Source organism: Nitratireductor lacus, from assembly GCF_056431025.1.
Window position 1 is genome coordinate 58053 of record NZ_JBWKMB010000023.1, and the last position, 7047, is coordinate 65099.

7 protein-coding genes are annotated in these 7047 nt (G+C 62.2%); all 7 read left to right on the plus strand.

Features of this window, described 5'->3' with window-relative positions; genetic code table 11:
* Positions 1-150 precede the first annotated feature (150 nt).
* The 7 genes from AC07E3_RS17835 to AC07E3_RS17865 all read left to right on the plus strand — a co-directional run bounded on the left by AC07E3_RS17835 (position 151) and on the right by AC07E3_RS17865 (position 6914).
* Positions 151-909 carry a gamma-glutamyl-gamma-aminobutyrate hydrolase family protein gene (locus AC07E3_RS17835; protein ID WP_478363759.1) on the plus strand — a complete coding sequence of 253 codons (759 nt, stop codon included), beginning with the start codon at positions 151-153 and terminating at the stop codon, positions 907-909.
* Between the two features lie 112 nt (positions 910-1021).
* A complete protein-coding gene (locus AC07E3_RS17840; RefSeq protein WP_336066358.1) occupies positions 1022-1498 on the plus strand; it encodes a DUF3830 family protein in 477 nt (158 codons plus the stop codon).
* 78 nt (positions 1499-1576) lie between these two features.
* Positions 1577-2611, plus strand: a complete 1035-nt coding sequence (locus AC07E3_RS17845; protein WP_478363761.1) for an ABC transporter substrate-binding protein — start codon at positions 1577-1579, stop codon at positions 2609-2611.
* A 120-nt stretch (positions 2612-2731) separates the two neighbouring features.
* Positions 2732-3553, plus strand: a complete 822-nt coding sequence (locus AC07E3_RS17850; protein WP_336066354.1) for an ABC transporter permease — start codon at positions 2732-2734, stop codon at positions 3551-3553.
* On the plus strand, positions 3546-4349 hold the full coding sequence (locus AC07E3_RS17855; RefSeq protein ID WP_065816175.1) for an ABC transporter permease: 804 nt from the start codon (positions 3546-3548) through the stop codon (positions 4347-4349). Before AC07E3_RS17850 ends, AC07E3_RS17855 begins: the two co-directional genes overlap by 8 nt.
* Before the next feature lie 3 nt (positions 4350-4352).
* Positions 4353-5405, plus strand: coding sequence for an ABC transporter ATP-binding protein (locus tag AC07E3_RS17860; protein WP_478363763.1), 1053 nt, complete (start codon positions 4353-4355; stop codon positions 5403-5405).
* A 78-nt stretch (positions 5406-5483) separates the two neighbouring features.
* Positions 5484-6914 carry an aminobutyraldehyde dehydrogenase gene (locus AC07E3_RS17865; RefSeq protein WP_336066346.1) on the plus strand — a complete coding sequence of 477 codons (1431 nt, stop codon included), beginning with the start codon at positions 5484-5486 and terminating at the stop codon, positions 6912-6914.
* Positions 6915-7047: the final 133 nt, after the last annotated feature.

Here is a 7047-nt window from a genome sequence, read left to right on the forward strand (position 1 = left end):
CCAGCGTGTCGCATTTTCGTGGCAGTGTGCCAGGGATTACAGCGTCCTTCATGCGTCCTTCTGGACATATATAAAGGACGCTGCATCTCTTTGCCAGTCCGCATAATGCTCTATATGCCACAGGCCTGAATTCAAAAGGAATACGAAAAAATGCCCGCACTTCCCGTCGTCGGCGTCATCGCCTGCAGGCGCTCCGTGGAAGGAGAGGACGCCCAGATCGTCAAGGAACGCTATCTGAATGCAGTCCGCCAGAACGCCGATGCGCTGCCTCTCATTGTGCCGAACAATTTTGATGCAGACGATGTGATCAACCTCCTGCCGCGGATGGATGCACTGCTTTTGACAGGCAGCAATTCCAACATAGCCCCCTCGCGCTACGGCTCCACGGAAGCGCAGCGCGGAATGCTCGACGCGACACGTGACAGCGCTACCGCCCGGCTCATTGACGCAGCGGTCGAACGCGGGACACCGCTTTTCGGCATTTGCCGCGGACTTCAGGAGATCAATGTCGCATTCGGCGGATCGCTCGCCGATGAACGCGACATCGGCACACCGGAATTCTCCCATCACGCTCCCGACGACGCTTCTCTCGAGGCCATGTTTGCCCACGCGCACGGCGCGACAGTCGTGCCGGGTGCCGCTTTCGAAAAGGTGCTGGGCGTGTCAGGCCCGATCGCGGTCAACAGCGTCCATTACCAGCGGATCGACCGGCTGGGTCACGGGCTTGCCGCCACGGTTCACGCCGATGACGGGGTGATCGAAGCGGTCGCGGCCTCGGGAACAAGGGCTCCGGTTTTTGCCGTGCAATGGCATCCGGAATGGCCGGTGAATCAGCATCCGCACGACATCGCCTTCTGGCGCTATGTCGGTGAGCAGGCACGCCTTGCGGCGAAATCAAACGGAGCATGACGAAACAGAACCCAGGGCAATAGAATTTTTTTATACGCAGAATTCCGCATTGCGATTGGACACAACCCACTACTTGCCCTGAAATACCGGCTTCTTTAACGGGTTTAGGTTCATGACTGACAAGAATATCTATCTGAAATTCGTCGAAGCGGACGTAAAAGGCATCATTTCTCTTTATTGGGATACCGCACCAAAAACCTGTGAAGCGATCTGGGGCGCCCTGGAGAAGCCGATTCAGGTTCCCGCCAGCCATGCCATCTTCTCTGGCCCGGAGATCATGATGGGTCTGCCGGAAGAGGCCCGCAACTTCGATCCCACGAGCCTGCCGCCGGAAAACCAGACGGTTCTCCCGCAGCCTGGTGATATGCTCTGGTTCTACCAGCCGAAGAACTTCTTCAAGATCGACCCCGACGAGTTCTGGGAGATCGGTATGTTCTACGGCGAGGGCGGTCGCACATTCGGCCCCACGGGCTGGATTTCCTGCACCTACTTCGGAAACATGTCCGAAGGGCTCGACGCAATCGCCGAGCAGTGCCGCCTGATCCGCAGGGAAGGCCTGAAGACGGTCGAGATCGGCCGCAACGTTTGACGATCCGGCGGCCCACCCGCCTCGGTGCGGGCCGCCCGGCCTCCAGACATCAAATATAAAGAAAGCAAGGGAACAGCCATGAAGACGATTTCGAAATTCACCGTTGCCGGCGTTAGCGCACTGATGGCCGGCACCGCACTTGCACAGGCCGAAACGATCACGATCAACTCTTTCGGCGGCGCTTATGAAGAAGCGCACCGCGAGTGCATTCTGACGCCATTCGAGGAGAAGACCGGCGCTGAAGTGCGAGTTGTCACTGCGTACTCCGCTGATGCGTTCGCCCAGTTGCGTGCTCAGAAAGATGCGCCGCAGTTCGATGTCATCCATTTTTCCGGCGGCCAGGAAATCGTGGCGGCACAGGAAGGTCTCCTCTCGCCGATCGACGAAGCCAAACTGTCCAATGCCGGCGATGTTTATGATTTTGCCCGGGCCAACCTCGCCAAAGGCGAAGGCCCCGCCTATTCGATTGCCGCGATCGGTCTCCTCTACAACAATGAAGCGGCCGACCCAAAGCCCACCGCCTGGAAGGACCTCGCCAACGAGGCCTATGCCGATCACATCGTCCTGACCGACATTTCCAACGGCTATGGCATGCTCGGCTTCCTGATGATCAATCAGGTCAACGGTGGCGATCTCGACAACATCCAGCCGGGCCTTGATGCGGTCAGCAAACTTCTCGACAACGGCGCCATCGTTGTTTCCACCTCACCGGAGATCCAGCAGGAATTCGCGCAGAACGATGCATGGATTGCCGCCTACGCGTCCGACTATGCCTACACGCTGCGAAAGGCCGGTCTGCCGACGGCTTTCACCCAGGGCGCTGAAGGAACACCGGCCAGCCTCATCACGGCCAATCTCGTGGCCGGCAGGCCGAACCAGGATCTCGCTCTCCAGCTAATCGACATGTCGATCTCGCCTGAGGCGCAGGCCTGCTTCGCAGAGAAGCTTCGTTACTCGCCCACCAATGCGAAGACCGAACTCACCGGCGAAGTGGCCGCCGACGTGGCCTATGGCGAGGAAGGGGTGAAAGGCCTCATCCGCTTCGATCCGGTCAAGATCGAGGCCAACCGCTCGGCCTGGGTCGATGCCTGGAACCGCACCATCGCCCGATAGGTCCAGACCTGATTGCGGCATCGCGAGTGATTTGCGATGCCGCGCCCTGCGCGTGCGCCTGCGCGCAGTCGCCCGTTCCGGGGCAATGCAAGCTTAAAATGAGACGACACAAGGATCGCCATGACAGACCGCGCGGAAAACTCGCTTCTGATCCTGCCGGGCCTCCTGCTTCTGGTGCTCGCCTTCTTCGTGCCGATTGCACAGATGCTGATGCTGTCTGTCTCGGGCGAGAACGGGCTGACGCTGGCCCATTTCACGCGCTTCCTGAGCGATCCCTATTATCTCAATGTGCTTTGGCGCACCGTGCGTCTGTCGGCGATCATTACGCTCATCTGCGCGCTGATCGGTTTCCCGATGGCCTATATCATGGCCCATGTCACTCCGCGTCTGAGGCTCTGGCTGGTCATCATGGTGATCCTGCCGCTGATGACCTCTGTGGTCGTGCGCACCTTCGGCTGGATGGTGCTTCTGAGCCGCAGCGGCCTCGTGCCCGAGGTCCTGCGTGATCTCGGCCTCGTCGGGCGCAATTTCAGCCTGATGCAGACCGAGACCGCCATCGTCATTGGCATGGTGCAGGTGCTTCTGCCCTTCATGACCCTGTCGATCCTTGGCGTCATCACCCGCATCGACAGCCGGCTCGAAGAGGCGGCAAGGACCATGGGCTGCTCCTTCCTGCAGACCCTGCGCACGGTCGTGCTGCCGCTGTCCGTGCCGGGCATCGTCGCCGGCTCGCTGCTGGTCTTCACGCTTTCGGCAAGCTCGTTCGTCACGCCGAACCTTCTGGGCGGCGCCCGCATTCAGGTTCTTGCCGCGTCCATTTACCGTTCGGTCACGCAGACGCTCGACTGGCCCTTCGCCGCAGCCCAGGCTGTCATCCTGTTCCTGGGCATCATCGTTCTCCTGATGCCCTATGCCAGACTTTCGGGGCGCTCCAATGGTTAGAGCCGTTTCCACTCCGCTGCGCATCGGCGCTGTCGCCTTCGTCGTCCTGACGGGCATCTTCCTCCTCGCGCCGCTGGTCGTGATCGTCGGCGTGTCCGTTTCGGAAAGCCAGTTCATCTCGTTCCCGCCGACGGGCTTCTCGCTGCGCTGGTACGAGGCGGTTCTGTCGTCCGACGCCTATCTCAATGCGGCCTGGATCAGCATCCAGGTGGCGCTTCTGGTCACCGTCACCTCCTGTTTCGTCGGCGGTGCGGCGGCCATCGCGCTCCACCGGCGCAAGCTGCCCTTCTCGGGCCTGCTTTCGACGCTGTTCCTGTCGCCGCTGGTTCTGCCCACCATCATCTACGCCATCGGCATGCTGATGCTGTGGAGCGCAATCTTCGGGCCGGTCTCCGTGCTCACCCTGTGGGTCAGCCACACGATCATCACCACACCCTATGTCATCCGCACCACGCTGGCGGTCCTTTCGGAATCTGACCCCTTCCTTGAGGAAGCGGCGCAGACCATGGGCGCGAGCCGCTTTCAGCGGCTGCGGCTGGTGGTTCTTCCGCAGTGCCTTCCCGGCCTTGCGGCGGGCACCTTCTTTGCCTTCAACATCTCTTTCGATGAGGCCGTTCTGGCGCTGTTCCTGCGCAAGCCCGGCATGACCACGCTGCCCGTGCAGATCTACGGCCAGCTCGAATTCAGCCCCGACCCGTCGGTGGCTGCCGTTTCCTCCATCATGATCGGCCTGACCGTCCTTCTGATCTTCGTGATCGACCGGATGCTTGGCCTGCACCGTTTCGCGAGCACCTGATCCATGGCTGAAGTCCGTCTCAACGCCATCAAGAAAGCCTTCGGTCCCGTCGAGGTTCTTCACGGCATCTCCATCGATATTGCATCCGGCGAGTTCGTCAGCCTTCTGGGCTCCTCCGGCTGCGGCAAGACCACGCTTCTGCGCATCGTTGCGGGTCTCGAAAGCGTTACCTCCGGCTCCGTCGAGATCGGCGGGCGCAACGTCACCGACCTGCCGCCCGAGAAGCGCGACATTGCGATGATGTTCCAGTCCTATGCGCTTCTGCCGCATCTGAGCGTTGCCGAGAATGTCCGCTTCCCGCTGCGCATGCGCCGCATCGGCACGCTCGACGAGCAGCGTGACAAGGTGCGCGACGCGCTGGAGACCGTGCAGCTCGGCCATCTGGCCGACCGCCGGCCCAACCAGCTTTCCGGCGGCCAGCAGCAGCGCGTGGCGCTTGCCCGCGCCATCGTTTCGCGCCCGCAGATCCTGCTTCTCGACGAGCCGCTGTCCAACCTCGACGCGCGGCTTCGCGAAGACATGCAGGTCGAGCTCATCGAGATCCACAAGCGTCTCGGCCTCACCACCCTGTTCGTCACGCACGATCAGGAAGAGGCGCTCAGCCTGTCGGACCGCATCATTCTTCTGAACAAGGGCAAGATCGAACAGGAGGGGGCTCCCCGCGAGATCTACGCCCAACCTGCCACCGGTTACGCTTCGAGCTTCCTTGGTGCGGCCAACCTCGTGTCGGCCAACATCACCGAAGAAGCTGGCGGGCCGGTGGCAACACTTGCCGACGGGCAGACCCTGCCGGTCGGCAAGGACGAGACGCGCCGTGGCCCGGCCGTCGTCGCACTGCGTCAGGAAGATGTGGCCATCAAGCCGAAGGGCGAGGGCGCCATCGAGGGCAAGGTGCGCACACGCGTCTATCTCGGCGCGCGCAATCGCTACGTGATCCAGATCGGCAAGGAAGAAATCCGCGTTCTGGCCCCGCACGATCTCGATTTCGAGCGTGGCGAGACGGTTGGCCTGGCCATTGATCCGGCGCGACTGCGCGTTCTGTCCGAAAGGGAATAGCGGCTTCGGCCGCGTTCTGCCGGACGCATTCACATACAGTTTTGAAAACCGATCGCCCTTGAGCGAATGGAGACACGCATGAGCAGCCTTGAAACACGTCTTTTCATCGATGGTGAGTTCGTCGCCGGTGAGGGCGCGGAGGAAACCGCATTCGATCCCGCACGCGGGACCGAGCTCGCCCGTGTCGCCTCGGCCAGCGAAGGCCAGATCGACACCGCCGTGCAGTCCGCCTACCGTGCTTTCCAGCGCTGGCGCCGCACGACGCCGAAGGAACGCAGCCGCATGCTGTGGGCCGTCGCCGACAAGATCGAGGAAAACGCAGCCCGTCTCGCCGAGGTCGAATCGCTGAACGCCGGCAAGCCGCGCCGCTTCGTCGAAGCCGGTGAACTTGCCAATGTGGCGGACGTCTTCCGCTTCTACGCGACCGCCGTGCGCAACATGCCGGGCGTCGCCGCTGACGGCTACCGCTCCCACACCATGACGAGCATGCTGCGCCGCGATCCGCTCGGCGTTATCGCGTCCATCGCGCCGTGGAACTATCCGCTGCTCATGGCCGCATGGAAGCTTGCCCCGGCCATCGGCGCGGGCAACACCGTGGTCATCAAGCCGTCGGAAAACACCCCGCTCAGCCTTCTGCGCCTGGCCGCGATCCTCAACGAGGTTCTGCCTGCCGGCGTCGTCAATGTCATCTGCGGCAACGGCCCGGATGTCGGCCAGCCGCTCATCACCCATCCGCTTGTGCGCATGATCTCGCTGACCGGCGACGTGCGCACCGGCCGCGCCATTCTCAAGGCGGCTGCCGGAGAGCAGATCAAGCGCACCCATCTCGAGCTTGGCGGCAAGGCTCCGGTCATCGTGATGAAGGACGCTGATCTCGACAGTGTTGTCGACACGATGCGCGAGGCCAGCTTCTACAATGCCGGTCAGGACTGCACCGCAGCCTGCCGCGTCTTCGCCGACAAGGCGATTGCCGATGAACTGACGGACAAGCTCTCCGCCATGATCGGCAGCCTCGTTTACGGCGCGCCGGAGCGTGAGGATGTGGAGTTCGGCCCGCTGATCAGCGCCGCCCAGCAGGAGCGCGTTGCCGGCTTCGTCGAGCGCGCCCGCGCATCGGGTGCGGACATCGTCGCTGGCGGCAACAGGCCGGATGGTGCCGGCTTCTTCCACGAGCCGACACTGGTGCGTGCGCCTATCGGCGCCGAGATCGTCCAGAAAGAGGTGTTCGGCCCCGTCGTCACGCTCACCGAGTTCGATGAACCCGACACGGCGCTCAGCTGGGCGAACGCTTCGGAATACGGCCTTGCCTCGTCGGTCTGGTCGCGCGACACCAGCGCCGCGCTGCGTCTTGCCAACGATCTCGAATACGGCGTCACCTGGGTCAACACCCATGGCGTTTTCGCCACCGAGATGCCGCATGGCGGCATGAAGAACTCCGGCTACGGTTCGGATCTCTCCATGCAGTCGCTGCTGGAATACACGCAGGCCCGCCACATCATGGTGGCCTGAGCCACAACGGCACGAACATGAAAAAAGCCCGGCAGAGATGCCGGGCTCAGACTGCTGACAAACCCCTGGCATTTGCCGGGGGTTTTTGATTCACTGGGTCATGTTGAAGACACCGGCCCCCGAACAGACAGCG